Genomic DNA, 21,984 nt, shown 5'->3' on the forward strand with positions numbered 1-21,984 from the left:
TATAACTCTAAGATTACGATGTAGACCATATTGAGATGTAAAAAGAAAAGAGAGGAGATTCCTCTCTTTTTTTGTGGACTATTGTTGTCTTAAATTTTCTGGTTCTGGGTGTGTACTAAACAAAATAACCCAATAAGACTTACCATTCCCATCAACATAATATCCGGAACCAAAAGTTAGAAACTCTCTATCCAACATTAATTCATTATGCTGCTTACTTACATAAAAAGCATGAAAGGCATCTTTTGGAGTCTTCGGTCCTTTTGTAATAATTTCACCATTAACACCATATCTACTAGCTAGTTCACCATTCGGTCTAATATGAGACATCCGTACACTTAATTCTTCAGCCCTAATCTGTGCCATTTCGTTTAGATAGTCATTTTCTTCCAAAGAGTTCAAACCTTTTTTTTCTCTGTATTTGTTCACTCTTCTTAAAAGATCTGCACGATATTCGTCTTGTCTTTCATTAAAATCTTCAATACTTTGATTTTTCTCATTGTTTCTTGTTTCGCTAAGATTATTATTTTTTGTTTCTGTGAAAGTATTGCTTACAGCGTCAGTGTTGTTATTCGTATTATTCTGAGAAATCAAATTCGCACTTTTAGTTTGGACAATGTTATCAACCGTCCAAGCCCCGTTTTCATTTACAGTAAACCTATCCGGCGTAATGGCATTTTCAAACATCCATCCATTTTCATCAAAACAGTAACACTCTGCAATGCCGTCATGATTGCCGTCAATCCATTGCCAAGAGGACTTGTAGTAATTTCCGTTTCCAAGATCATACCACCATGCATTTTTAGAATTCCCCTTTACCCAGTCTGCTTTAGCGGTTCCGGAAAGAAGAAAGACGAAACTCATGAAGGCGCAGAGTAAGCCCGGTAAGATACAGAGCGAGTTTCCCGGGCTATGCATAAGATTCTTCGGCGCACGGAAAAGCCTTGCTTTTTCCCTTGTTTTCTTTTTCATTGCATTCCTCCTTGTTTCCGCATCGAAAAAGGAAGGATAAGAGAAGCGCCTTCCCATGCCTTTCCTATCGGCAGAAAAGAAAAAAATATAAAAGGGGAGGGGAAAATGGCGGAAAGCCGAAGGAAACGCTCAGCGGTCTTTTCAGCGGGCATTGCTGAAAGCGGGAAAAAGCATTATCATAGAGAAAGAAAAGCGGGTATCCCGTAGGGACGCCGGAAAAGGAAAGGAGAAACAATGAGCCCATTCTCATTTAACCACTTTAACTTTAATGTACTGGATTTGGAAAGAAGTATGAAATTCTACGAAGAGGCACTGGACCTTCACGAACTGAGCAGAAATGAAAGGGATGATTTTATCATTGTCTTTTTAGGGGACGATTCTACGGACTTCCGTCTGGAGCTAACGTATATGAAGGATAGAACAGAGCCCTATGATCTCGGGGAGCAGGAGTACCACCTCGCACTTCGCACGGAGGATATGGGAGCTGCCCATGCGCTCCATGAGAAGATGGGCTGTATCTGCTTTGAAAATCATGGTATGGGCATTTATTTCATTGAAGATCCGGACGGCTACTGGATTGAAATCATTCCGGACAGAACGAAGCCCATTACATGGCAGTAGAAGAAGGAAAGAGAGAAGACGGATAGAGAGTAGAAGCATAAAGAGTAGAAGGGCAGAGAGCATAAGGGAAGAGCGTGGTTTTACGGCTTCCGAATAGGAATGCGAAGGGGAGAGATGGATTTATTTAGCTATCAGGCAGAGAAAAATCAAGAGAAAATGGCGCCACTTTCCGTGCGGATGCGTCCCGGAAATTTGGAAGAGTTTGTCGGTCAGGAGCACATTATCGGGGAAAATAAATTGCTTTCCCGCTTAATTCGGGCAGACCAGCTGCAATCTCTCCTTTTTTTCGGTCCGCCCGGAACAGGGAAAACTTCTCTTGCGAAGCTCATTGCAAACCATACGAAGGCGGAATTTATCCAAATCAATGCCACTACCGCCGGAAAAAAGGATATGGAGGAAGCGGTGAGTCGCGCAAAGGAGAATTTGGGAGGCTACGGCAGAAAGACCATACTCTTTGTGGACGAGATTCATCGCTTTAATAAGGCACAGCAGGATTATTTGCTCCCCTTTGTGGAAGAGGGAACAGTGATTCTCATTGGAGCGACAACCGAGAATCCTTATTTTGAGGTGAATTCCGCCTTGCTTTCCCGCTCCCGTCTTTTTGAACTAAAACCTTTATCCAAGGAAGCTTTGTCACACCTTACAGACGAGGCCTTGTCGGATAAGAAGAGAGGGCTCGGGAATTTCCGGACTAGCCTTTCGGAGGAAGGGAAGGAATTTTTACTGGAAAATGCTTTGGGTGATGCCAGAGTGCTTTTAAACACGCTGGAGCTTGCCGTTCTCAGTACGAATCCCGATTCCGACGGCGTTATCCGCCTTAGTAAAGAAAATATCGGCGAATGTATGCAAAAGAAGCTTCTTCGCTATGATGACAGTTCGGAGCACTACGATACGATTTCCGCCTTTATTAAATCCATGCGGGGAAGTGATCCCGATGCTACGGTGTATTATCTTGCAAAAATGCTCGAATCCGGAGAGGACATCCGCTTTATAGCAAGAAGAATTATGATTTGCGCTTCGGAGGATGTGGGGAATGCGGACCCGCAGGCACTTGTTCTTGCCGTGAACGCTTCTCTTGCGGTGGAGCGGGTGGGAATGCCGGAGGCACAGATTATTCTTACCCAGGCAGCCTGCTATGTTGCGACGGCCAAGAAGTCCAATGCCGCGGTGAAGGCGATTTTTGCGGCCAATGATGTAGTTAGAAAGAAGGGAAATTTGGAAATTCCTTCTTACCTTAGAGATGCGCATTACAGCGGGCATGAAAAGCTCGGAAGGGGAATAGGCTATAAATATCCTCATGACTATCCGGGACATTTCGTTGAGCAGCAATATTTGCCGGAGGAAATTAAAGATTACCGTTTTTATGAGGAAGACTTTAAGAAATAATACAGAAAAAGGCAAATTTATTTTATAGAGTTCATGTTAGGATAGGGTATACAGCAATAGAGGAGGAATGGATATGAAGAAGACGATATGGTTTTGCTTGGCAGGGCTGATGCTTTTTGCTACAGCATGCGGAAAGAAAGCGGAAGATACAAAGAATACAACGCAAGCGGTTCAGGAAGAACCCAGCTCCGAGGCTTTGACGGAGAACAGTTTAAGTGCTACCGTGCAGAAGCTTGAAAACGGAAAACTGACTGTAGAAACCGGCGACGGAAAGGTGATGAACTTCGATGTGACCGGTGCCACTCTGGATAAGAACTGGGAGTTGATGCCCGGAGACGAGATAGAAATCGGCTATGAGGGCACAGAGCCGCAGGACGGAATGAAGGTGAAAAAAGTCACGGTTTCCGTTCCCTACGAGTTCACAGTGGAAGATTTTAATGATGAACAGAATTTCTACGGAGAGATTACCGCGGTAACGGATACCAGCCTTTCCGTAAAGGAAATTCCCGACTTCCGTGCAGCAGCTTTGGAGGGAGAGAATACGGAAGGAAAGAAGTATGGGGATACCGTCACCTTCCAAAGGGCAAGCTTTGAGACCGATTTGACGAAGGAGGGATTAAAAGTAGGATCGGAAATCAGTGTTTACTATCTTGGGGACTTAAACAACAATCCTCTTGCCTTCTATACGATTACGGAAGACAGTCTGGATGACGAAGCAGCGGATACCTTAAAGGTTAAGGGAACAATCGAGACCATAGATGGGGATATCTTTACCTTAAAGGGAGACGATACACATTCCTTCCGCTTTACAACGAATGGAGATGACGAACTTTTAAAAGAAGCGGAAGCCAATAAGGGGAAAACGGTAGAGGTAAGCTACAGCACCTCTCTGAAGGCCAGAGCTTCTCTTGCGGAAGCTATTAAAGTGGTAGAGTAAGGTTTTTGTCCTATAATCGGGACTTTAAAAAGGAGGCAGCGAACAATCTCGCTGTCTCCTTTTTTGTTCAGAAGCAATCTTGCTTGCAAATTGCAGGGCTTTCCATCTTGGACAAGAAAAGAACCCTCGCTTTTACAATGCACTATGTCGCATCACTGTCATACATGATGGTAAAGGGCCCGTCATTCACAAGACTTACCTTCATATCGGCCCCGAACTGTCCGTGCGCTGTCGGAATGCCTGCTTCTTCCGCTTTCTGTAGAAAATATTCGTAGAGAGCATTTGCATGTGCGGGGTCTCCGGCTTGAATAAAGCTCGGACGATTTCCTTTTCTGGTATCCGCATAGAGCGTGAACTGGCTCACGATAAGGAGTGAGCCGGAGATGTCTCTTATGGAAAGATTGGTCTTTCCGTTTTCATCCTCGAAGAGGCGGGCATCCAGAATTTTTTTCAGCATCTTATCGGCTACGGCTTCCGTATCTTGATTGTTGACACCCAAAAGAATGAGATATCCTCTCTCAATACTTCCCAAACTTTCGCCTGAAACGGAAACCGAGGCGGAAAGAACTCTTTGTACTAAACAACGCATAATCTACTCCTTACTTAAACTGACGGATTGTTTCATTATATTGAAAACCGATGCTTTCCAGCTGTTCTTTTAGGGACTCTATAGAGATGTTCTCTTCCTTGCAGAACTCTTCCAAGTCGGTAAATTCATCTCGGAGCTTCGTGTTCACAAAGCTGAGGAGAATCATGGGGTCTTTGGGCAGGCTCATTTTATTTCTTCTTCCTTTCCTGTTTTTTAGCCATGTCATCTACGATTTTTTCAATCTACTGTTTCTTCAAATAGACATCAAAGGCCAGTAAGCTCAGGGTACAAAATTTTTGCAAGTCTTGTCGTTCCTCTTCGGGTAGGTTTTCAAAAAGGGGATCCTTTTCCGAGAAGGAGTTTTTGGCCTTTTCAAAGCTTTCCTCCACATCCGCCATGACATTTTGCATCTCTATATTGGCAAAGGAAAAGATTTCCTCATAAATGTCCTTCAGCTGCGGGCTTTTTGTGCTGTAAAAGTAATTTTCATTTAAAGGACGAAGGATGGTTTCGATATCGGAAAGACTCAGCATACTTTTGTAGTAATAGATAAAAAGTAAAATCAGCATGTGATTCTTGTTGTAGCGTTTCCGTACAGGCGGAGGAAGAATTTTGTTTTTGGCATAATTATTAATCATGGTTTTGGTGAGCGCTTTATCTTCTTTGTGGCGCCGCATGGAGGAGAGGTGTTCATCCATGAAACCGGTGACCTGATCCATGTAGAGTTCTAAAGAAGGAAGGGCATTTCCGTGCACATGATGTAAATTACGTAAGTATTCTATTAACTCCTTTAATAATTTTTCGTCCATGCAAAAAGTATAGCATAGAAAAATACCTTAACAAGGGAAAAACAGCTGAACAAGGAGAAAAACAGCTGAACAAGAGAAAAATGGCCGAACAAAGAGAAAAACAGCTGAACAAGGAGAAGAACAGCATCATAAGACATAAGAGAAAAACGGGGAGCGGGAGAAGAGAAGACTAGAGAAAAAAGAAAGTTTTAGGAGAGATGAACTTTGAACGGTTTTGTAAAAGAACTAAAAATGGTACAATACCGAGGCGGTACTATTCCAAACAAATGCGGAGCGAAATCGGTAACACTTGATTGCGTTTCCGCGAGGAAAGGGGATTTCATGGATTTAGAGGCCATTTTAAATAAAGAACAGGCAGAGGCGGTACGCCATACGGAAGGACCTCTTTTGGTTTTAGCAGGTGCAGGGTCCGGAAAAACCAGGGTTTTAACGCATAGGATTGCGTACCTGATTGAGGAGAAAGGGGTATTTCCCTCTCATATTTTAGCCATTACTTTTACCAATAAAGCCGCCAAGGAAATGCAGGAGCGTGTAGCAAAGCTCCTTCCTTTAGAGAGCGGCGGAGTTTGGGTGTCTACCTTTCACAGCATGTGTCTAAGGATTTTAAGAAGAGACATTTCCCTTCTCGGTTACGGAACGGATTTTTCCATCTATGATACGGATGACCAGCGTACCCTTATGCGCCAGATTCTGAAAGAGAGAAAGATTGATTCGAAAACGCTTCGGGAAAGAGCGGTACTGTCTCAGATTTCTCAGACGAAAAACAGAGGGGGCAATGCTGAGGACTATCTGAAGGAAAGCGAAGGAGATTATATCAGCAAGCTGATTTATGATTGTTTCACTCTTTATGAGGAGAAGATGAAAAAGAACAATGCCTTGGATTTCGACGATCTTCTCTTAAAGACCCTGGATTTGTTTCAGGATTTTCCGGAGGTACTTTCCCGGTATCAGGAGCGCTTCCGCTACATCTTGGTAGATGAGTATCAGGACACCAATGATGTACAGTTCCGCCTGATTTATGCACTTGCGAAAAAGTATCAGAACATCTGCGTTGTGGGGGATGATGATCAGAGCATTTACCGTTTCCGCGGAGCAAATTTGGAAAATATCCTTTCCTTTGAGTCCCAATTCCCCTCCTGCCATACTGTAAAGTTGGAGCAGAATTATCGTTCCACCGCGCCGATTCTCGATTTGGCCAATGCGGTCATTGCGGAAAATCCCCGTCGTAAAGAAAAGAAACTCTGGACAGAGAAAAAAGAAGGAAAAAAGGTTGTATTCAGGGAGTATGAGAGCGGAGAAGAAGAGGCCAGAGAGGTCATTAAAACCATACGGGGGAAAGGACTCTTGTACAAGAATTTTGCGATTCTTTACAGAACCAATGCGCAGTCTCGTCTTTTTGAGGAACAATGTATCAATTGGAACATTCCCTATCAGATTGTGGGAGGGGTCAATTTCTATCAGCGTAAAGAGATAAAAGACATTCTTGCCTTTATGAAACTGATGGTTAATACCAAAGATGATGTGGCATTTCGGCGTGTCATCAATGTTCCGAAAAGGGGGATTGGAGATGCAAGTCTTGCCAAACTGGAGGATTACGGAGTAAATTTGGGCGGTTTTTCCCTGATGGAATCTCTTCCTTTTGCAAAGGCTGCGGGACTTTCCGGAAAGGCCTTATCCGAAATCCATAAATTTGAGGAAATGGTGGAAGGCTGGAAAGAAGAAGCGCTGGATACACTTATTGAACGAATTTTGAAGGATACGGCCTATGAAGCGGATTTACAGTCCGAGGGAGCCATTGAGGCGGAAAGCCGGATGGAAAATATTCATGAGTTGGAGGGCAAGCTTTTTTCTTATATTCGGGAAAATGGAGAAGAGGCAAGTCTTTCCGCCTTCCTGGAAGAAGTTTCTCTTCTTTCGGACTTGGACAGAAGCGATTTAACGGAAGATAAAATCACAATGATGACGCTGCACGGTGCCAAAGGGCTGGAATTTCCCGTTGTATTTCTGGTCGGTTTAAGCGACGGACTCTTCCCGAGTTCCATGAGTTTTGGAAATGAAGAGGAAATGGAAGAGGAAAGACGTCTTTGCTATGTGGGAATTACTCGTGCCGAGGAAGAGCTTTATCTCAGTTCAGCCAGAAAAAGAATGGTAAACGGACAGAGTCAGTACTTCAAAATCAGTCGTTTTTTTGAGGAGCTTTCGGATGAATTGATGGAGAAGAATTTGCTTTTTACCCCGAAGCGTTCGGAAGAGGAGCTCTTTATGGAGGAAAGCGGACGTTCTTACTATAACAGCTACTTAAACAACGCCCGGTCTTCCATTCTCACCTACCAGGGAAGGAGCGGCGGAGGTTTTTCCGGAGGAAACAGCTACGGAGAAAAAAGAGCGGGAGAGAAGAAAAATGCTTTCGGCAGCCTGGACAGCTTAAAGCAGTCGGGACTTTTACAGAAAGGCTTTGCATCCGCCGGAAAAGAAAAGCCGGATTATAAAGAGGGAGACCGTGTGTCACACATGAAGTTTGGAGAGGGCACGGTACTTAGTCTGGAGGAAGATAAGAAGGATTATCTTGTCACGGTTCTTTTCGATAAGGCAGGACAAAAGAAAATGATGGCAGGCTTTGCCAAACTACAGAAGCTGTAAAAAATCAAAATAGTTTTCTTGGCAATATAGGTCTAAATGTGGGGCACGCTTTCGCTAGCTTCGCCACGTAGCGGATACTAAGCGAAAAACTTCGATTCTCTTGTTTTTCGCAAGTACCGACGGGCTCAGACTACCCCTCATTTAGACCTATATTGCCGAAAATCTATTTATTATTTTGATTTTTTACAGCCCCTTTAGAAAAATAGGAAATTAGATCCTATAAATCATATCTTCCCAGATTTCACCGCCCCATACGGACGGCGAAGTGCCGATATGCTCGAAGCCCATATCTTCATAAAAAGGAATGTAATGAGCATGGCAGGTGAGAAAAACTTTTTCCGTGCCGCGTTCTTCTTCTTTTTTCAGATAACGCTCCATAATTTTGGAAGCAATCCCTTTTCCGCGATATTCGGGAAGGACTTCCAAGCTAAGGAGATAACAATGCTTAGCGTCTTTTTCGTGTAGAGAAGCGTCAGTAAAGAATTTATCCAGGAAACAATCGGAAGAAGAGTGAATCCCGCTTAAGTAACCGGCAATTTTTCCGTTCACTTGGTCAAAAGCAATTAAATAATCCTCCGGGGCCTTTTCTACCCGATTTTTAACATCCTCGTAACTGTTCGCTTCATTTTCAGGGAAACAAATTTTTTCCATTTCCCAGAGTACCTTTACGTCATCTGTTTCCGCTGCACGAAACAGATAACGACCATCCGTATACATAGAACCCTCCTTATTTGCTTTTTCTATAGCATAACAAAGAAGCAAGAGAAAAGGCAAGCCCGGGAGAAAACGGAGAGAAGAATAAGCGGGACTTTCCGCTGTTTTCGGCGCTTCCTAAGGACTTGCCATGTTGTTTCTTCCTATATTTTGTGCTAAACTCTGTTTCGTTATCTTAATGGGAAAGAAAGGCGTTTTGCAGCGGTACTTTTGCATCGCAACAGACGTTTTGCGGTTTCCCATTTTTCATCCAGTGTGTTCGAGACCTTCCACACTTAAAACAAAACTAAAGGAGAAAAAATGCATTTTCAAGACAAGAGAACTAAGATGATGACGGAGGCTGCCATTATCGCAGCGGTATATGTGGCGTTGGTGCTGCTCTTTAAGCCAATCAGTTTCGGAGCGATACAATTTCGTATTGCGGAGGCGCTTTGTATTCTGCCTTTTTTCAGTTTTTCCGCAGTACCCGGCTTGGCTCTAGGCTGCCTTCTCGGAAACTTCTTTTCGGGAGCGGCTATGCCGGATGTGATTTTCGGAACTTTGGCAACTCTTTTGGCGGCGATTTTCAGCTATAAGCTTAGAAATGTGAGCAAATGGCTGGTTTGCATTCCGCCTATTTTGGCAAATGCCATCATTGTTCCCTTTGTATTACAGTATGCATACGGTGTACCGGATGCGTATTATTTCTTATTTGCCACGGTGGGAGCGGGAGAGGTTCTGGCTGTGGGGATTTTAGGAAATATTTTACTTTTGGCGTTGGAGAGCAGAAGAGAAGTTATTTTCAGGACACAGTAAAGGATTCCGCTTCGAGTTCGGTCCGGAGATTTCCGATCGATGGAATTTGCAGAAGGAAATTTACTATTTTTACTATTCCTAGAGGGATTTCCTTTTTAACAGGAGGGCATATGTACGATATTCATTTTGATCGACCCATATGGGTGCATTTTATCGGGATTGGAGGTATCTCCATGAGCGGTCTTGCGGAAATATTGCATGACCGCGGTTTTACCGTAAGCGGATCGGATATGAAGGCTTCTCCTTTAACGGATCATCTAAAGTCCTTGGGAATACAAGTTTCCGTGCCGCAGAGCCCGGATAATGTAAAAAGCGGAATAGAGCTGTGCATTTATACTGCCGCAATTGCAGAAAGTAATCCCGAATTCCAAGAGGTAAAACGGCAGGGTATTCCCACAATGAGTCGTGCAGAGCTTCTGGGCAGAATCATGAAAAACTACAAGGAAGCCATTAATGTTTCCGGGACACATGGAAAGACGACGACGACCTCGATGATTGGCGAGATTCTGCTGGAAGCCCAAATGGATCCGACTATTACGGTGGGAGGAATGATGAAGGATATCGGAGGAAACCTGAGGGTGGGAAAATCCGATGTGTTTTTGGCGGAAGCCTGCGAATACACCAATTCTTTCCTTTCTTTTTTTCCGACGATAGAGGTTGTTTTAAATGTTGAGGCGGACCACCTGGATTTCTTCAAGGATATCAATGAAATTCGGCAGTCTTTCCGAAAGTTTATTGAAAAGCTGCCGGAGAACGGAATCCTGGTTTTCAATAAGGATATTCCGCATTCCGAGTATTTTCTGGAAAATCTTCCCGGAAGAAAAATTATCACTTTCGGACATAATAATGCGGATTATACCGCAAACTTCATTTCTTATGATCACTTTGCCCATCCCACGTATACCCTTTTTGAAAGAGGAGAGGATAGAGGACAAGTTACTCTTGGAGTGACGGGAGAACATAATATCTATAATTCTCTCTCTGCCATTGCGGTTGCCAGAGCCATCGGCATTCCATTAGAAACGATAAAAGATGCATTGGCTTCTTTTGGAGGGACGGATCGTCGATTCCAGAGAAAGGGAACTTTGAACGGCTTTACGATTATCGATGATTATGCACATCATCCGCAGGAAATAGCCGCCACCATAGCTACCGCAAAGAAATATGTGCATAAGAGACTCTGGGTGGTTTTTCAGCCTCATACCTATTCCCGAACCTTGGCATTGATGGATGATTTTGCGGGGGCTCTCTCCCAAGCGGATGAAATCATTTTGGCAGACATTTATGCAGCACGAGAAAAAAATACGGTGGGAGTCAGTTCCGATGATCTTAGAAAGTTGATGCTGTCACAAAATACCAATGTTTACTATATTCCGGACTTTCCGTCCATCGAGAAATTCATTCTTTCCCATGTCAAGGAGGGGGATCTCTTGATTACGATGGGAGCGGGAGACATTGTGAATGTGGGAGACCACCTGCTGAGCCTTCCGGGAGCGGAAAAGGCGGAAGACTGGAGAAGCTGAGCGAGATAAAGGGAGCAAAAAAATGGGAGCTTTGCAAAAGTATAAGGGGAAAATTTTAAATTATCTGCAGATTATTGTGGGCTGTTTTATTACAGCTTTTGCGGTGAACAGCATTTTGATACCGAATAAGCTTTCCACCAGCGGGGTAACCGGAATTTCCCAGATGGTTCAAAGTTTTACCGGCATTAACTACAGTTATATTTACTACTTCTTCAGCATTACCATCCTGATTCTGGCATTTTTCTGCCTGAAGCGGGAAGAGTTTATGAAGATTATCTTTGTATCTTTCCTTTACCCGACACTTCTGGTTTTAACAAGAATGTTTCACTTTGTATTCGTACAGGGAGAAATGTTTCTCGTTTGTATTTATTTTTCTCTGTTTTACGGTTTTGGATCCGGACTGGTCCTTCGTGCGGGAGTAACCTTCGGCGGAACGGATACTGTTGCGCGGATTCTGAACCGGAAAATTTTTAAGAATGTTGCATTGAGCCGTATTATGTTGATTTTAGACGGCAGCATCCTGATTTCTTTGGGCTTTGTATTCGGTAAGAATGTGGCACTCTATGCTTTGGTTAACCATGTGATTTGCATTTATATTATGGATTACATGCTTTTCGGTTTCCGTCAAAAGTTATACAAGGCACAGATTATTCCTTTCGACAATGCAGACAGCGAAGAAATTGCAAAGTATATTCTTGGAATCGGAAGAGGGGTGACCATTCATAAGGTTGTGGGGGCGTATACACACTCTGATAAGACGATGCTTTCCTCCATTGTGTCTCCGAGACAGTCTGCCTTGATTCGTTCTTTCCTTGCTGAACATTATCCCAAAAGCTTTATGGAAGTATCTCCTATCGTGACTGTTTACGGAATTGGAGAACGTTTTATCCGGATTCAGGGGGAGGATTAAAGATAAATCTTCTTTTTCCGCAAGAAAAATCGTTCTCACTTCGATATAAATCTACATACAAAGAAATAATACAACGATTTTCGCTATTCTTTCCGATGAGACAAGCAAGCTACTATAGCTGATAAGAGAAACAAAAGCCGGAGAAATTTCCGGAGTTTAGGCTATAGGAGAAAATGGAAATGGGACGGGCTGAGTTACAGGGAAAGGAACGGGAACAGTACAGCTGGAAGAGTAAAAAGCTGGATTATACTCTTGTTGGAAAACAGATCAAAAAATACAGGATATTAAAAAATTTGCGGCAGAAGGATTTGGCGGAACTGGTCTTTGCTACAACCAATACCATTTCTCGTATAGAGATAGGCAATACAGGCTGCAGTTTGGAACTTCTTCTGGCCATTTCCGATGTCTTGGAAGTGAGTCCGGATGCGCTCTTATTCGGAAACTTTAATCCTCTTTACAGCCGTTTTTATCCTTACTTTTGGCAAATGAAGGAAGCCATATTTCGAAAGGTGGAAGAGTCTTTGCAGGAGGGCTTCCGGGAGATGGAGCAGAAAGAAGCTCTTTTTTCCGTAGAGAAAGATTTTCATGATTGGATAGCGCGAATCGGTCAAACGGAAAAAGTGGCGGAAAGGCCGGATTCGGAAGAACATTTCGGAGGAAATACTCCTTCGGAAGAGGAAGACCCGGGGAAAGAGGGGGAATACGACGATACGGGGAATTCTTATTTTTATTCTTCTTTAGAGGCTATCCCTAAGAGCAGTGAGCCGGAAGTTGAAAATGGAGAAGAAGGAAACGAAGCGGATAAGACGCAGGAATGGAAGGCTGCTATTGGCGGAAGAAAGAAGAAAAGCAGCTGGCTTCTCGATGAGTGGACAAAGGAAACAAGGAAGAAAAGAGAAGAGGAAGAGCGTGCCAGAAGAAGCGGCATCCGGGAGGAAATAAGAAAGGAAAAGGAGAGAATCCGCCGGCTGGAAGAGGAAACGGCGGAAGCCAAGGCGAAACTTGCAGAAAAAGAGAGGCGAGAAGAGTCCTTTTCCTATGCTGCGGACAGCTTTCTCTTTCCTAAAAAAGAACTGGCAGAATCCGGAAAGATGGAGCAGGAAGAGGGAAAGAAGCTTAAAAAAGAAAAGGCGGAAAAAGTGCAGCAAAGAATACGCCTGAAAAAAACGGAAGAGTAGGAATCGGCAATTTCTTGCGCTTTTTAAGAAAAAGCACTATAATTACAGGACACTCTACTAGGGAGTGTCCTTTTTGTTGTTTAAAAAGAGTGAGAAACGGAGCGATAGAGTAGGATTATATTTTGCCATTTCGGACGGTATATTTTTCAAAACAATAAAAGTAAAAGAGCAAAATCAAAAGAACAAAAGAAGAAAAGAAAAAAACAGTTGAGGTCTAATATGGATGAAGTATTCATCATGCGGGGAGGAAAAGCTCTTCGCGGAGAAGTGGTTATAGGAGGAGCAAAGAATGCGGCGCTCGGGATAGTGGCCGGTGCTTTGCTTACGGAAGACAGGGTTACCATTGAGAACCTACCCGATGTGCGGGACGTAAATGTTATGCTGGAAGCGCTAAAGGAGATTGGTGCAGATGTGCAAAGAATCGATGCACACACTGTTGCCATTGAAGCTAAAAACCTGCATATCCATAGCATTGATGACGAATATATCCGAAAGATACGCGCTTCTTATTATTTTATCGGCGCGCTACTCGGGAAATACCATGAGGCTACCGTCCCTCTTCCGGGGGGATGCGCTATCGGACAGCGCCCCATAGACCAACATTTAAAGGGATTCAGAGCACTTGGCACTAAGGCTGAGATTGAAAACGGCTATTTGGTGGCAAAGGCGGAGGACGGACTTATCGGAAGTCATATTTATCTGGATGTGGTTTCTGTAGGGGCAACGATTAATATCATGCTTGCCGCTGCGTTGGCGGAGGGCTTAACCATTGTGGAAAATGTGGCGAAAGAACCGCATATTGTAGACGTGGCAAACTTTTTAAACAGCATGGGGGCCAATATCCGCGGTGCCGGAACGGATACAATTCGAATCAAAGGGGTTCGAAGACTGCACGGTACGACTTATGCCGTTATTCCGGATCAGATAGAAGCCGGAACCTTTATGTGCGCGGCGGCCATTACCAGGGGAGATGTGCTGGTTAAGAATGTCATTCCGAAGCATATGGAATCCATTTCCGCGAAGCTTCTGGAAATGGGAAATACGATTATTGAATATGATGAAAGCATTCGGGTTATCGGGAAGCTGGAGCAGCAGTCTACCGATGTAAAGACCCTGCCCTATCCGGGGTTTCCGACCGATATGCAGCCGCAGATTTCCGCTACATTGGCTTTGGCGAAGGGAAATGCGGTTGTTACAGAGTCTATCTTTGAAAATCGCTTTAAATATGTAGACGAATTAACCCGTATGGGAGCAACCATCAAGGTAGAAGGAAATGTCTCCGTTATCGAAGGGCAAAAGAGCCTGTCCGGCGCTTCGGTAAATGCTTTGGATCTTCGTGCCGGAGCGGCTCTTGTTCTTGCGGGACTTGCTGCGCAGGGGATCACGGTCGTGCATGATATCGGTTATATTCAAAGAGGCTATGAGCATTTTGAAGAAAAACTGCAGGGTCTGGGCGCGGACATTTGCCTTGCTGAAAATGAAAAAGACCAGAAGAAGTTCAGATTGCAGGTTGTTTAAGGCTCATTCCGCCTGATAGCAGTTTGCGTACTCCAGGAAATAAGCCACACCGTATTTTAATACGGACTCTTCAATCTGGAAGTAGGGACTATGCTGAGGAGAGCGTAAGGCCTCCTCTTCTTTTCCTACCCCCAAAACCAAGAAGGCTTTCGGATTCTCATACTTTGCGAAATCTTCTCCGCCGGTAATAAAGGGAAGAGTTTGGATTTTATCCTTGGGAAATACATGCTTAAGAGCCTTTTGCCCGGTGAGAACCGCTTCTTCATCATTTATGGTGACGGGCGGTCCCGGAAAATAGCTCACCTTAATTTCCGCTCTGGTTTCCAAAGCAATGCCTTCCGCAAGTCTTTCCAAGATGTGAGGATATTCTTCGCGTTGCGCGGGATCGGAAGCGCGACAGGTGCCCTTTAAGAGGGCGGACTCGGGAATGATATTAAAATTGCTGGGCGCTTCAAAGGCGGTCACGCTGATTACGGACGGTCGCACGGAGGAAAGCTCCCTTGCCTTTACTCTTTCCAAGGCCTGACAGAAGGAGACGCCGACGCTGATAGGATCGATACCGTGCTCGGGATGTGCCGCATGAGTGCCCTTTCCCCTGATTTCTACGGAAAAGGTATCGGCAGAAGCCATTACGGGACCTACGGGAAGAGAAGCAATACCCGGCGCGAAAGCCGTAAAAACATGCAGTCCAATCATGCGATCACATTCTTTTACGGCGGGAAGATCCTTTAAATAGCCTGCACCGCTATCAGCGATAAACTCTTCCGCAGGTTGGAAAACAAAGTGGAAGTCCAAAGAAAATTCTTCCTTATGTCGATTTGCCAAAATGGCGGTGGCCAGGAGAATAGCAGTATGCGCATCGTGCCCGCAGGCATGCATCACACCGTCATTTTTGGAAATATAGGAACAGGAATTTTTTTCCTGAAGGGGGAGCGCATCAATATCCGCCCGAATTCCGAGAATCTTCTTCTTTTTATCTCCATTGTCCGTTGCCTTCGTTCCGGAAACAAAGGCAATGACCGCCGTTTTATAGGGAGTAAGGGTACGAATTCCCTCCTGCTCTAAAATCTCAATAATTTTCTTTTGCGTATTCCATTCTTCCCAGGAAACTTCAGGATGTGCATGGAAATACCTGCGCATACGAATTAATTCTTCTTCAAATTCTGTGGCTAAAGCCAAACTGTTCATCCTTACACTCCTTTTTTATGAAAATTATAGACCGGCGTCCTTCATGGCCGAGAGGAAACTGTCCTTTGACCTTGTGGCAATCAGTTCTTCCGGAAAATGAATTTCACTGAGGAGCTTTTTCACCTTGTCCAGCTGGCCGATACGAAGAGCAAAATGGGCATCACTGGAAACGGAAATAGGAATGGATAACTCTGCACAACGTACGGCAATGGCACGACAACGGTCAATGCAGTGATTGCCGCTATCCATGGAATGCTCATTAATCTCAATGAGTTTATGGGCCTCCTTTGCGGCGAGCAGTACCGGATCAATTTCAAAGGGCAGACCGGAGCGCCCAATGTGTCCGAGAATCAATACTTTTTTATTTCGTAGAGCTTCCAGATAAAGCTTAGTGCACTCCAAGGGAGTTGCGGAATCGGCGAAGCTGTGCTTATGGACCGAAGCAATCACGTAATCCATTTTCCTTGTCACTCTCTCATAGAGAGAAAGTGTTTTTTTGTCGTTATAAAAATCGCCGTCGATATTTTTGGCGATAGGAATGTCGTATCCGAAAAGATGACCGTCCAAATCCACAATATCAACTTCGCAACCTTGCAGAAGACGTACACCGTCGATTTCTTTGGGCCAGGTGTGGCTGACACAGAGATACTGGTAGTGGCGGATATTTTCATATTCCGGATAGAGCATGGAAGAAAAGTGATCCGTGGATCCGAGCAACTCCAGGCCGGCTTCCTTAGCTGCATGAACATTTTCCAAAATTGTGGAATAAGCATGCCTGGAGTATAAAGTATGTGTATGAACATCGCATCGTAATTGCATAAAAAACCTCTCTTTATTATAAGTCTAGGATGAGTTCTACAGGACAGTGGTCGGAGCCCATAATTTCCGTATGGATGGAGGCGGAGTGCAGTTTTTTCTCAAGCTTTTTGGATACGACGAAGTAGTCAATTCTCCAACCTACATTTCGCTCCCTTGCCTTTGTGCGGTAGCTCCACCAGCTGTATTCTTCTTTTTCCGGATAAAAATAGCGGAAGGAATCGAGGTAGCCGCTATCCAGTACGCGGGAGAATTTTGCTCTCTCTTCGTCGGAGAAACCGGCACTTAAGTGGTTCGTATCCGGATTCTTCAAGTCAATTTCTTCATGCGCAACATTTAAGTCTCCGCAGTACACGACGGGCTTTTTCTTTTCTAAATTTAAAATATAGCTTAAAAAAGCATCTTCAAACTCCATTCTGTACGGGAGTCGCTTTAATTCCCCCTGAGAGTTTGGAACATAGACCGTGATCAGATAAAAATCCTTAAATTCCGCGGTAATAACGCGTCCCTCCTGGTCATGCTCTTCTACGCCTATACCGTAGCTTACGGAAATAGGCTCTTCTTTTGTAAATATAGCAGTTCCGGAATATCCCTTTTTCACCGCATAGTTCCAATATTGAAAATAGCCCGGCAAATCCAGCTCGATTTGTCCTGCCTGTAACTTGGTTTCCTGCAGGCAGAAAATGTCGGCATCGAGCTTCCGGAAGTCTTCCATAAAATTTTTACCCATTACCGCACGCAAGCCGTTTACATTCCATGAAATCAGTTTTTTCATTATAATCCTTTCTATAAACACAGTCGTTTAAGGAAATCCTATTTTATGTCGAAAGGAATACTATAGTTCATATACTATTCCTTATCAGTAACTTCGGCTTATCTTATATCGAAACAACAGATTAGGCAAGACGGAGACAGGGCAGGATTGAATCAAGAGTCGCATCTGTTCAAATGAAAGCGATACAGCTATACTGAAGAATGAAAGGGAATGAGATGCTGTATTGGAAAAAGAATTGGGAAAGGATGGAGAAATGGCATCAAAAACACTGGAAGAAGTAGCGGAGTATATTAAGAAAATACGCTTTAAAAAGGGATTTTTCGGATTGAAACCGACCTCGGTATGGAAAAAATTGGAGGACTTGGACGCAGAGTACCGCTCCGTTTTTTATGTGCAGGAAGTATCCTATGAAGCAAGGATAAAGGAAAAAGAAGAGAAGATTGCCGAGCTGGAGAAGAGACTCTCTGAACTGAAATCCCCTACTTCGGAGGGAGCGGAAAATGGCTAAGAAAGAAAAAGGGAAAAAGGCCGTTCTTCCTCTGGATGTCATTCGGAAGAGAAGAGGATATTACAGACAAGTCTCGGATATTACCTCATTCCTGACACATCTGGCACTGATGGCCGCCTTGGTGTATGTTATGTTCTTCGTGATTTTCGGAATTGCTCCGATGAAAAATGATGACATGAAGCCGAAGCTCAGTGCAGGAGACCTTATGCTGTATTACCGACTGGAAAATAAAATATTTCCTTCCGATGTTCTGGTCTATCAGGTAGAGGGGAAACAGTATGTAGGGCGAGTAATCGGACAACCCGGAGATGTCATAGAGATTCCTGAAGAAGGCGGACTGAAGATTAACGGAAATACCCAAGTAGAAGACAGCATATTTTTTGAAACCAAACCCTATGAAACTGAAACGGTAAAATACCCGATTACTTTGGGGACGGATGAATATTTCCTAATGGCGGATATGCGTTCCGGAGCTAAGGATAGCCGCGCTTTCGGCGCAATCCATAAAAAGCAGATTAAGGGAAAGGTCATTACGATTTTAAGGAGATCCTCTCTATAAGGAAGTTATGGAAAATTTTAACTTTCCAAGACCCGAATAAACAGAATAAGGAATATGCAGGCTCTGTATTAGTAGGGCTACTTAAACCGTGAAAAAGAGAGAAGACATTTACGTCTAATAAACTCTCTTTTTTTCGTTTTTTTTGTGCAAAATAAATACTTATTTTTTGAAAAATTTTGCGATAATATATTTGTAATTAATAATTCTCATAAAATCAAGAACCAAATCAAGTTGTAAGAGGGGGCCGGAGGGACCCGCCCCCTCGGAAAAAGAAAGCTCCGGGAAGTATAGGGAGAGTAAGGGAGTAGTTTATGAAATTGCAGTATGTTGGAGATAGTTTTCGGGATGGTCTTACAGACGGAAAGTTCTATGAAGGAAAGGCCATCAATATGTTTTGTATTGCTTTAATCGATGATTCGGGAATAGAAAAGATTTATTCCAGACTGAATCCGGGCCCTTTTGCAGGCAAAGTTTCAGGTCGCTGGGAAATTGCATAGAAGAAAATAACAGAAGATTTAAAAATTGTGTATAGAAGCAGATATTTTATATTTCTTCCTTGAAGAACGTTCGCATTCTGGGTATACTACTGATGAATGTGAAAGCAAAAGGAGGAAGTATGGCAGAGAGAGAGAATACTGTTTGGGGGGAGATCCGAGTACAGCTCTCGGATGTGCAGAATTTTTTGCTTAATGGACAATATAAAGAAGCTGTTATTTTAGATAAAGAAATTTTAACTCTGTTGGTCAGAATGCAGATTGATCAAGCCCTTATGGTATCCAGTAGTTTGGAAGGGGACATCAATCAGCTTTTTGAGGGCGGAGTTATTTCTGCACAGGCGCGAGATACCTATCATGGAATTCGTGCTTTCGGTGAGCTTGCCGAACTCGGGAATGAAACCTCCGCACAGGATGCCAACGACTCTTTCTCCATGCTTCGAGATGCGCTTTCCTCTTATGTAGATGAGAACCAGGAGGGGAGAAGAGAAGAGAGCACCGCTCCGAGAGTCAATCCGAACTCTTACGGAGAAGAGGCTCCTCGTCTTCGTACAGACGGATATAGTGAAAGAAGGGTAAGCAGCACTATCGCACAAGAAGAGGACGACGGCGGCCTGGGAATTCCTATTCGAAGAAACAACGGAAGAACCGCGAAGGCGTCTTCCGCTTCCGGAAGAACTGTGGCAGGGCAGAGAAGCGGCAACGTAAAGCGAAGAATGAGCGGGCGGAGCGGAAGTGTACAAAGAAAGGGAAGAAAGACTGCCGGTCAGGAAATTGATTTATACAACATTTTAAAGATTGCTTTACCGGTTGCCATTTTACTGGTTGTCGTTCTCATTATCCGCATGATTGCCTTTCCGAAGAGAAAGACTCCGGTAATGACAACAGCTGCTGTGAGCACTACGGCGGAAACTGCGGAAAGCATCGAAACGGAGAGCAGCACGGAGGAAAGTACGGAAGCGGCAAAGCGCTACTTTGTTACTACGGGAGTCAGAGTGAGAACGAAGCCGAGTACTACGGATTCGGAGGTACTTACGGTTTTGGAAGCCGGAACGGAAGTGGATTTCAAATCGGATTACAATGATGAGTGGATTAGCATTAACTATAATGGGCAGGAAGCCTATGTTGCGAAACAGTATGTGCGCAGTGAAACAGTAGAGACAACAGCGGCGTCCACAACGAAGTCGAATACGGAACAGAGTTCAAGCAGCGCAAGTAACAGAGATGGATCTACGACTTTGACGGTTGCACCGTAAGGACTTAAATAAAGAATAAAGAATGCCATGCTTTCTTAAATTGAAGAGGGAGTTGTGAAAGAGAGATTTACTTGAATGCCGTGAATTTCCTTTTTCATAACTCCTTTTATTAAATTTTTATACTTTAATAAAAATGCTTTGCATTACGAAAGAATGAGCCTATAATGTCAAAAGTAATTTTAGAGCAGGAAGGGGGAAGAAAATGGAAAAGCTTGCACGGTCTCTTTTGGAGGAGTTAAATGTGGAGACCGCCTTTACGATACCGCTTTTCGGGGGGATTCCCGTATCAGAGTCGGTTTTCGTGACTTGGATTGTGATGGCAATCCTGATTTTGGCTGCCTTTCTTTTAGGGAGAAATCTGCGCGTTCGAAATCCGGGAAGAAGACAACAGATTGCGGAATTGATTGTGACAAAGCTGGATGCGTTTACAAAAGGGACTCTCGGAGAGGAAGCGACAGAGTACAGCACGTATATGGCATCCGTTTTACTCTTTATCGGTTTTGTGAATTTGACCGGTATTTTCGGCATGAAACCGCCCACAAAAGACTTAAATATTCCGGCAGCTCTTGCCGTGATGAGTATCGTTTTAGTGGAAGCGGCCGGAATCAGGGCTTTTGGGCTTGGGGGATGGATGAAACGTTTTGCAAAGCCTATGGCAATCCTTACGCCTATCAATATTTTGGAAATTTTTATCCGACCGCTTTCCCTATGCATGCGTTTATTCGGAAATGTCTTGGGCGCATTTGTTATTATGGAACTGGTAACCTTGGTGGTTCCCGTGGGAGTTCCCGCTATTTTGTCTTTGTATTTTGATGTTTTTGACGGATTGATACAGGCCTATGTCTTTGTGTTCTTGACTTCGCTTTATATTGCGGAAGCTGTGGAGTAAGGGGAAAAAAGGATATACCGGGGCAATCCGGGTTAAGAGCAAATTGTAGAGAAAAAGCAATAAAGTAAGAAGATAGAATAAAAAGAATTTTAAGAGTTAAGTAGTGTGTTTCAAAGAGAAAGAAACAGAGTAGGTCGCAAAGGCGACAGAAGAGGAGTGTGAATTATGACAGCAATCGGAGCAGCAATTGCAGCATTGGCATGTATCGGAGCAGGTTTATCCATCGGTATTGCAACCGGAAAGGCTACAGAGGCGGTAGCAAGGCAGCCGGAGGCCAGTTCCAAGATTATGACGATTTTACTTTTGGGATGTGCCCTCGCGGAGGCAACGGCAATCTACGGATTCGTTATCGGTTTAATGATTATTCTCTTCTTAAAGTAAGCTTCGGGGGAAATTGTTAAGCTAAGGAGGAAGAGGATGCTAAGCCTTGATTTAAGAACTTTTATTTTTACCGTGATTAACGTTCTTGTGCTGGTGTTTTTTCTGTACCGCTTTTTGTTTAAGCCGGTTCGGGAAATTCTTGCAGCTAGACAGAATGAGTTGGATAACTCCTATAGAGAAGCGGAAGAAGCAAATCAGAAGGCCAACGCCTTAAAGAAGCAGTATTAAGATACCATGGCGCAGGTTGACGCGGAACGCCAGGAAAAGCTCGAGAAGACCAGATTGCAGGCAACGAGCGAGTATGATGAAATTATAGGAAATGCCAGAGAAAAGGCGACGAAGATTATTGCCGATGCAAAGATAGAGGCACAGAGGCAGGCAGAGCAAAAGCAGCACGAGATGGAAGAGGAAGTGGCTATGCTTGTGGCTAAGGCTGCCTATAAGATTGCGGCGAGCAAGGATTCCGTGGAGAATAACCAGAAGCTTTACGACACTTTCCTAGAGGATGCAGAGAAGAAAGGGTAAA

25 protein-coding genes are annotated in these 21,984 nt (G+C 43.9%); 17 read left to right on the plus strand and 8 right to left on the minus strand.

The window, feature by feature from the left end:
• Nucleotides 1-78: 78 nt before the first annotated feature.
• Nucleotides 79-972, minus strand: coding sequence for a CAP domain-containing protein (locus tag HMPREF9124_RS00825; protein ID WP_036597505.1), 894 nt, complete (start codon nucleotides 970-972; stop codon nucleotides 79-81).
• A 234-nt stretch (nucleotides 973-1,206) separates the two neighbouring features.
• On the opposite strand from HMPREF9124_RS00825, the gene HMPREF9124_RS00830 reads away from it, so the two are divergent.
• The 3 genes from HMPREF9124_RS00830 (at nucleotide 1,207) to HMPREF9124_RS00840 (ending at nucleotide 3,916) form a co-directional block, all read left to right on the plus strand.
• Nucleotides 1,207-1,593 carry a VOC family protein gene (locus HMPREF9124_RS00830; RefSeq protein WP_009429151.1) on the plus strand — a complete coding sequence of 129 codons (387 nt, stop codon included), beginning with the start codon at nucleotides 1,207-1,209 and terminating at the stop codon, nucleotides 1,591-1,593.
• A 114-nt stretch (nucleotides 1,594-1,707) separates the two neighbouring features.
• Complete coding sequence (locus tag HMPREF9124_RS00835) at nucleotides 1,708-2,979, plus strand: replication-associated recombination protein A (RefSeq protein WP_009428757.1); 1,272 nt, start codon at nucleotides 1,708-1,710, stop codon at nucleotides 2,977-2,979.
• 73 nt (nucleotides 2,980-3,052) lie between these two features.
• Nucleotides 3,053-3,916 (plus strand): hypothetical protein, encoded by an 864-nt coding sequence (locus HMPREF9124_RS00840; protein WP_009428142.1) that lies wholly within the window; start codon nucleotides 3,053-3,055, stop codon nucleotides 3,914-3,916.
• 142 nt (nucleotides 3,917-4,058) lie between these two features.
• On the opposite strand, the gene dtd is transcribed toward HMPREF9124_RS00840, so the two are convergent.
• From dtd to HMPREF9124_RS00850, 3 genes are read right to left on the minus strand one after another with little or no spacing between them, the layout of a single operon-like run.
• Nucleotides 4,059-4,505 carry a D-aminoacyl-tRNA deacylase gene (dtd, locus tag HMPREF9124_RS00845; protein WP_009429532.1) on the minus strand — a complete coding sequence of 149 codons (447 nt, stop codon included), beginning with the start codon at nucleotides 4,503-4,505 and terminating at the stop codon, nucleotides 4,059-4,061.
• 10 nt (nucleotides 4,506-4,515) lie between these two features.
• Nucleotides 4,516-4,692, minus strand: coding sequence for a DUF4250 domain-containing protein (locus HMPREF9124_RS11545; RefSeq protein ID WP_009428887.1), 177 nt, complete (start codon nucleotides 4,690-4,692; stop codon nucleotides 4,516-4,518).
• A gap of 55 nt (nucleotides 4,693-4,747) precedes the next feature.
• Complete coding sequence (locus HMPREF9124_RS00850) at nucleotides 4,748-5,314, minus strand: DUF1836 domain-containing protein (protein WP_009429486.1); 567 nt, start codon at nucleotides 5,312-5,314, stop codon at nucleotides 4,748-4,750.
• Between the two features lie 321 nt (nucleotides 5,315-5,635).
• On the opposite strand from HMPREF9124_RS00850, the gene HMPREF9124_RS00855 reads away from it, so the two are divergent.
• Nucleotides 5,636-7,954 (plus strand): ATP-dependent helicase, encoded by a 2,319-nt coding sequence (locus HMPREF9124_RS00855; protein WP_036597882.1) that lies wholly within the window; start codon nucleotides 5,636-5,638, stop codon nucleotides 7,952-7,954.
• A gap of 210 nt (nucleotides 7,955-8,164) precedes the next feature.
• Here the strand turns inward: HMPREF9124_RS00855 and HMPREF9124_RS00860 are convergent, their stop codons facing one another.
• The gene (locus HMPREF9124_RS00860) at nucleotides 8,165-8,671 is read right to left on the minus strand and encodes a GNAT family N-acetyltransferase (RefSeq protein ID WP_009428485.1); all 507 of its coding nucleotides are present in this window, start codon (nucleotides 8,669-8,671) and stop codon (nucleotides 8,165-8,167) included.
• Between the two features lie 297 nt (nucleotides 8,672-8,968).
• Here HMPREF9124_RS00860 and HMPREF9124_RS00865 point away from each other — a divergent pair, with 297 nt between their 5' ends.
• From HMPREF9124_RS00865 to HMPREF9124_RS00885, 5 genes are all read left to right on the plus strand, one after another.
• On the plus strand, nucleotides 8,969-9,463 hold the full coding sequence (locus tag HMPREF9124_RS00865) for a QueT transporter family protein (protein ID WP_009428361.1): 495 nt from the start codon (nucleotides 8,969-8,971) through the stop codon (nucleotides 9,461-9,463).
• Between the two features lie 110 nt (nucleotides 9,464-9,573).
• A complete protein-coding gene (gene murC / locus HMPREF9124_RS00870) occupies nucleotides 9,574-10,986 on the plus strand; it encodes a UDP-N-acetylmuramate--L-alanine ligase (protein ID WP_009427774.1) in 1,413 nt (470 codons plus the stop codon).
• Between the two features lie 22 nt (nucleotides 10,987-11,008).
• A complete protein-coding gene (locus HMPREF9124_RS00875) occupies nucleotides 11,009-11,896 on the plus strand; it encodes a YitT family protein (RefSeq protein WP_009429684.1) in 888 nt (295 codons plus the stop codon).
• A 173-nt stretch (nucleotides 11,897-12,069) separates the two neighbouring features.
• Nucleotides 12,070-13,074 (plus strand): helix-turn-helix domain-containing protein, encoded by a 1,005-nt coding sequence (locus HMPREF9124_RS00880; protein WP_242821531.1) that lies wholly within the window; start codon nucleotides 12,070-12,072, stop codon nucleotides 13,072-13,074.
• Nucleotides 13,075-13,293: 219 nt separating this feature from the next.
• The gene (locus tag HMPREF9124_RS00885) at nucleotides 13,294-14,592 is read left to right on the plus strand and encodes a UDP-N-acetylglucosamine 1-carboxyvinyltransferase (protein ID WP_009427986.1); all 1,299 of its coding nucleotides are present in this window, start codon (nucleotides 13,294-13,296) and stop codon (nucleotides 14,590-14,592) included.
• 3 nt (nucleotides 14,593-14,595) lie between these two features.
• Here the strand turns inward: HMPREF9124_RS00885 and HMPREF9124_RS00890 are convergent, their stop codons facing one another.
• Genes HMPREF9124_RS00890 through xth form a run of 3 tightly spaced genes read right to left on the minus strand, consistent with a single transcriptional unit; the run spans nucleotide 14,596 to nucleotide 17,371 of the window.
• Entirely contained in the window at nucleotides 14,596-15,780 is a 1,185-nt protein-coding gene (locus HMPREF9124_RS00890; RefSeq protein WP_009429999.1) for a M20 metallopeptidase family protein, read from the minus strand.
• Between the two features lie 24 nt (nucleotides 15,781-15,804).
• Nucleotides 15,805-16,599 (minus strand): phosphatase, encoded by a 795-nt coding sequence (locus HMPREF9124_RS00895; RefSeq protein WP_009429540.1) that lies wholly within the window; start codon nucleotides 16,597-16,599, stop codon nucleotides 15,805-15,807.
• A gap of 16 nt (nucleotides 16,600-16,615) precedes the next feature.
• Complete coding sequence (xth, locus tag HMPREF9124_RS00900) at nucleotides 16,616-17,371, minus strand: exodeoxyribonuclease III (protein ID WP_009428675.1); 756 nt, start codon at nucleotides 17,369-17,371, stop codon at nucleotides 16,616-16,618.
• A 253-nt stretch (nucleotides 17,372-17,624) separates the two neighbouring features.
• On the opposite strand from xth, the gene HMPREF9124_RS00905 reads away from it, so the two are divergent.
• The 8 genes from HMPREF9124_RS00905 to HMPREF9124_RS12090 all read left to right on the plus strand — a co-directional run bounded on the left by HMPREF9124_RS00905 (nucleotide 17,625) and on the right by HMPREF9124_RS12090 (nucleotide 21,983).
• Complete coding sequence (locus tag HMPREF9124_RS00905; RefSeq protein ID WP_036597884.1) at nucleotides 17,625-17,879, plus strand: hypothetical protein; 255 nt, start codon at nucleotides 17,625-17,627, stop codon at nucleotides 17,877-17,879.
• Nucleotides 17,872-18,438, plus strand: coding sequence for a signal peptidase I (lepB, locus tag HMPREF9124_RS00910; RefSeq protein ID WP_009428512.1), 567 nt, complete (start codon nucleotides 17,872-17,874; stop codon nucleotides 18,436-18,438). The genes HMPREF9124_RS00905 and lepB overlap by 8 nt, the downstream gene beginning before the upstream one ends.
• A 311-nt stretch (nucleotides 18,439-18,749) precedes the next feature.
• Nucleotides 18,750-18,935 (plus strand): hypothetical protein, encoded by a 186-nt coding sequence (locus HMPREF9124_RS00915; protein WP_009428860.1) that lies wholly within the window; start codon nucleotides 18,750-18,752, stop codon nucleotides 18,933-18,935.
• 119 nt (nucleotides 18,936-19,054) lie between these two features.
• The gene (locus HMPREF9124_RS00920) at nucleotides 19,055-20,188 is read left to right on the plus strand and encodes an SH3 domain-containing protein (RefSeq protein ID WP_009427966.1); all 1,134 of its coding nucleotides are present in this window, start codon (nucleotides 19,055-19,057) and stop codon (nucleotides 20,186-20,188) included.
• 202 nt (nucleotides 20,189-20,390) lie between these two features.
• Nucleotides 20,391-21,077 (plus strand): F0F1 ATP synthase subunit A, encoded by a 687-nt coding sequence (locus HMPREF9124_RS00925; RefSeq protein WP_009427848.1) that lies wholly within the window; start codon nucleotides 20,391-20,393, stop codon nucleotides 21,075-21,077.
• 165 nt (nucleotides 21,078-21,242) lie between these two features.
• Nucleotides 21,243-21,458: an ATP synthase F0 subunit C gene (gene atpE / locus HMPREF9124_RS00930; RefSeq protein ID WP_009429336.1), complete on the plus strand. Its 216-nt coding sequence runs from the start codon at nucleotides 21,243-21,245 to the stop codon at nucleotides 21,456-21,458.
• Between the two features lie 36 nt (nucleotides 21,459-21,494).
• Nucleotides 21,495-21,686 (plus strand): ATP synthase F0 subunit B, encoded by a 192-nt coding sequence (locus HMPREF9124_RS12085; RefSeq protein ID WP_009429985.1) that lies wholly within the window; start codon nucleotides 21,495-21,497, stop codon nucleotides 21,684-21,686.
• A 6-nt stretch (nucleotides 21,687-21,692) separates the two neighbouring features.
• Nucleotides 21,693-21,983 (plus strand): hypothetical protein, encoded by a 291-nt coding sequence (locus HMPREF9124_RS12090; RefSeq protein WP_009427708.1) that lies wholly within the window; start codon nucleotides 21,693-21,695, stop codon nucleotides 21,981-21,983.
• Nucleotide 21,984: the final 1 nt, after the last annotated feature.

It is taken from the genome of Oribacterium sp. oral taxon 108 str. F0425 (genome assembly GCF_000214455.1).
GTDB lineage: Bacteria > Bacillota > Clostridia > Lachnospirales > Lachnospiraceae > Oribacterium > Oribacterium asaccharolyticum.

Bases quoted from the DNA above. Each gene is read 5' to 3' on its own strand.
- HMPREF9124_RS00825 (WP_036597505.1), bottom strand. From the start codon at position 972: ATGAAAAAGAAAACAAGGGAAAAAGCAAGGCTTTTCCGTGCGCCGAAG.
- HMPREF9124_RS00830 (WP_009429151.1), top strand. From the start codon at position 1,207: ATGAGCCCATTCTCATTTAACCACTTTAACTTTAATGTACTGGATTTG.
- HMPREF9124_RS00835 (WP_009428757.1), top strand. From the start codon at position 1,708: ATGGATTTATTTAGCTATCAGGCAGAGAAAAATCAAGAGAAAATGGCG.
- HMPREF9124_RS00840 (WP_009428142.1), top strand. From the start codon at position 3,053: ATGAAGAAGACGATATGGTTTTGCTTGGCAGGGCTGATGCTTTTTGCT.
- dtd (WP_009429532.1), bottom strand. From the start codon at position 4,505: ATGCGTTGTTTAGTACAAAGAGTTCTTTCCGCCTCGGTTTCCGTTTCA.
- HMPREF9124_RS11545 (WP_009428887.1), bottom strand. From the start codon at position 4,692: ATGAGCCTGCCCAAAGACCCCATGATTCTCCTCAGCTTTGTGAACACG.
- HMPREF9124_RS00850 (WP_009429486.1), bottom strand. From the start codon at position 5,314: ATGGACGAAAAATTATTAAAGGAGTTAATAGAATACTTACGTAATTTA.
- HMPREF9124_RS00855 (WP_036597882.1), top strand. From the start codon at position 5,636: ATGGATTTAGAGGCCATTTTAAATAAAGAACAGGCAGAGGCGGTACGC.
- HMPREF9124_RS00860 (WP_009428485.1), bottom strand. From the start codon at position 8,671: ATGTATACGGATGGTCGTTATCTGTTTCGTGCAGCGGAAACAGATGAC.
- HMPREF9124_RS00865 (WP_009428361.1), top strand. From the start codon at position 8,969: ATGCATTTTCAAGACAAGAGAACTAAGATGATGACGGAGGCTGCCATT.
- murC (WP_009427774.1), top strand. From the start codon at position 9,574: ATGTACGATATTCATTTTGATCGACCCATATGGGTGCATTTTATCGGG.
- HMPREF9124_RS00875 (WP_009429684.1), top strand. From the start codon at position 11,009: ATGGGAGCTTTGCAAAAGTATAAGGGGAAAATTTTAAATTATCTGCAG.
- HMPREF9124_RS00880 (WP_242821531.1), top strand. From the start codon at position 12,070: ATGGAAATGGGACGGGCTGAGTTACAGGGAAAGGAACGGGAACAGTAC.
- HMPREF9124_RS00885 (WP_009427986.1), top strand. From the start codon at position 13,294: ATGGATGAAGTATTCATCATGCGGGGAGGAAAAGCTCTTCGCGGAGAA.
- HMPREF9124_RS00890 (WP_009429999.1), bottom strand. From the start codon at position 15,780: ATGAACAGTTTGGCTTTAGCCACAGAATTTGAAGAAGAATTAATTCGT.
- HMPREF9124_RS00895 (WP_009429540.1), bottom strand. From the start codon at position 16,599: ATGCAATTACGATGCGATGTTCATACACATACTTTATACTCCAGGCAT.
- xth (WP_009428675.1), bottom strand. From the start codon at position 17,371: ATGAAAAAACTGATTTCATGGAATGTAAACGGCTTGCGTGCGGTAATG.
- HMPREF9124_RS00905 (WP_036597884.1), top strand. From the start codon at position 17,625: ATGGCATCAAAAACACTGGAAGAAGTAGCGGAGTATATTAAGAAAATA.
- lepB (WP_009428512.1), top strand. From the start codon at position 17,872: ATGGCTAAGAAAGAAAAAGGGAAAAAGGCCGTTCTTCCTCTGGATGTC.
- HMPREF9124_RS00915 (WP_009428860.1), top strand. From the start codon at position 18,750: ATGAAATTGCAGTATGTTGGAGATAGTTTTCGGGATGGTCTTACAGAC.
- HMPREF9124_RS00920 (WP_009427966.1), top strand. From the start codon at position 19,055: ATGGCAGAGAGAGAGAATACTGTTTGGGGGGAGATCCGAGTACAGCTC.
- HMPREF9124_RS00925 (WP_009427848.1), top strand. From the start codon at position 20,391: ATGGAAAAGCTTGCACGGTCTCTTTTGGAGGAGTTAAATGTGGAGACC.
- atpE (WP_009429336.1), top strand. From the start codon at position 21,243: ATGACAGCAATCGGAGCAGCAATTGCAGCATTGGCATGTATCGGAGCA.
- HMPREF9124_RS12085 (WP_009429985.1), top strand. From the start codon at position 21,495: ATGCTAAGCCTTGATTTAAGAACTTTTATTTTTACCGTGATTAACGTT.
- HMPREF9124_RS12090 (WP_009427708.1), top strand. From the start codon at position 21,693: ATGGCGCAGGTTGACGCGGAACGCCAGGAAAAGCTCGAGAAGACCAGA.